General features: G+C 36.2%; 1 protein-coding gene. It reads left to right on the top strand.

The genetic code is table 11. From position 1 onward, the window contains the following. Positions 1-2,795, top strand: a 2,795-nt coding sequence (locus AAC053_RS13925) for an efflux RND transporter permease subunit (RefSeq protein WP_339757899.1), incomplete at both ends; no start/stop codon positions are given.

Raw genomic sequence — 2,795 nt, 5'->3', positions numbered from 1 at the left:
CTTAAAAGTAAAATTGATGAAGTTGCTCCTGGATTGCCATCTAAAACATTAGCTGACGGTACTGTTTCAAAAGTAACTATTGTTCCTTTTTATGATCGTTCTGGTTTAATTCAGGAAACTTTAGGAACTTTAGAATCCTCACTTTCACATGAAATATTGATTAGTATTTTGGTGGTGATAGTATTGGTTCTTAACCTTAGAGCTTCTGTACTGATTTCAAGTATATTACCCGTTGGTGTATTGATGACCTTTATATTAATGAAATATTTTGAAGTAGATGCGAATATTGTGGCATTATCGGGTATTGCCATTGCTATTGGTGTCATGATTGATGTGGGAATAGTTTTTACCGAAAACATAGTACGGCACTTAGAAATGCCCGAAAATGAAGGCGTAAAAGGAAAAAAATTAGTACAGGTAATATATATAGCCACGGTAGAGGTGGCATCGGCCGTAATTACTGCTCTTGCTACGACAGTAGTAAGTTTCTTACCTGTTTTTGCTATGCAAGCTGCCGAAGGTAAATTGTTTAAACCTTTAGCATGGACCAAAACGTTTGCGTTGATTTCTGCTCTGTTTATTGGAATTATGTTTATTCCTGCCTTAGCAAAAATTTTGTTTTCCATTAGAATTAACACTAAGAGAACGAGCAGAATATTTAATGCAACCTTGATTGGTTTTGGATTTGTTTTCCTAATCGCTTATGGAAGCATTATTGCCATTGCACTAATTGCTATTGGTATAAATAACTTACTTACACAAGTACCAGAAAAAACATTTTTGAAAGGAAAAATAAAACTTCCTTATTCAGAAAAAATAGCCAATTATGTCAATATAGCAATCACAATTATAATTTTAGTCTATTTCCTGACTATAGAATGGATGCCTTTGGGAGCATCAAACTCGACATTTATCAACTTTATTTTTGTGATATTAGTGATAGGTTTGGTTTTGGGTGCATTAATGGCCATAGTCCATTTTTACAAAAAAATCTTAACTTGGTGTTTGGATAATAAATTGAAATTTTTATCGATCCCTCTTTTCGTTGTTTTCTTCGGTGTAACTATTTGGTTAGGTTTTGGAAAAGTCTTTGGTTTTATGCCAGAATTCACTAAAAACAATGTGGTTTGGGAAAAATTAGACAAAAATTTCCCTGGGCTAGGAAAAGAGTTTATGCCAGCATTAAATGAAGGTTCATTCTTATTGATGCCAACAACCATGCCTCATTCAGGTATTACCGAGAATATGGAAGTTATTGCCAGTGTTGATAAACACTTAATGACAATACCAGAAATTGAGTCTGCTGTAGGAAAATGGGGTCGTGTAAACTCCGCTTTAGATCCTGCACCAACATCTATGTATGAAAATACCATAAATTATATTCCAGAATATATTTTAGATGAAGATGGACATAGAGAACGTTTTGAAGTTAATAAACATGACGCTTTTGTTTTAAGAGATGGGACTACCTATAAATATGGTACCGACGAGTTTCGTAAAATAACCGAAATAGAGCTTAATTTAGATGAGGACGGTGAAAACTTTAGGCAATGGCGCGAACACATTAAAAATCCAGACGATATTTGGAATGAAATTGTTAAACACGCTAAATTTCCAGGATTAACATCTGCACCAAAGTTGCAACCTATCCAAACCCGATTGATTATGTTGGCAACAGGGATGCGAGCACCAATGGGTATTAAAGTATTTGGGCCAACATTGGAAACGATTGAAAAAGTTGGGTTTGAATTAGAAAACATTCTAAAAGAAGTCCCTAGTGTTAACCCTCCAACTGTGTTCGCCGATCGTGTTGTTGGTAAACCGTATCTTGAAATAAACCTAAACCGACAAGCCATGTCACGTTATGGCCTATCTATTAAAGATATGCAAATGCAACTCTCGGTAGCCATTGGAGGAAAGCAACTTTCAACAACTGTAGAAGGCAGAGAACGATTCCCTGTTCGAGTGCGTTATGCAAGAGAATTTAGAGATAATCCAGATGATATTAAAAAGATATTAATACCAACACCGGCAGGTGTTCAAGTTGAATTGGGTGAGTTGGCTTCTTTAGAATATGTTAGAGGTCCTCAAGTGATAAAAAGTGAAGATACTTTTTTAACAGGTTATGTTATTTTCGACAAGAAAGATGGCTTTGCAGAAACTAATGTGGTTGAAGACGCTCAGGCACTTATCAAGGAAAAAATTGATTCGGGTGAATTTAAATTACCTGATGGTGTGACGTATCGTTTTACAGGAAATTACGAAAATCAAGTTAGGGCATCAAAACGCTTAATGATCGTGGTGCCTATATCGTTAATCGTGATTCTCTTAATACTATATTTCCAGTTTAAATCTATGGTGCCTTCACTTATGGTATTCTCAGGGATATTTGTTGCTTTTGCAGGTGGTTTTATCATGATTTGGTTATATGGCCAGAGTTGGTTCATGAACTTTGATGTATTTGGGGTGTACATGCGTGATTTGTTTCAGTTGCATACCATAAACTTGAGCGTCGCCGTTTGGGTAGGATTTATAGCACTATTCGGTATTGCTACCGATGATGGCGTTATTATGGGAACTTATCTGACTCAGGTATTTGATCAGAAAAATCCAGATACGGTAAAAGATATTCGGGCTTCGGTAATTGAAGCAGGTTCAAAAAGGGTTCGCCCTGCAATGATGACCGCAGCGACAGCCATCATCGCTTTAATTCCTGTACTTACTGCTACTGGTAAAGGTTCTGATGTGGTTATACCTATGGCAATCCCTTCTTTTGGAGGTATGCTTTTACAGGT

The organism is uncultured Winogradskyella sp. (genome assembly GCF_963975125.1).
In the GTDB taxonomy this organism is placed as follows: Bacteria; Bacteroidota; Bacteroidia; order Flavobacteriales; family Flavobacteriaceae; genus Winogradskyella.
The sequence above is the reverse complement of the archived record's forward strand: the minus strand, read 5'-3'. Positions and strand labels throughout refer to the sequence as shown.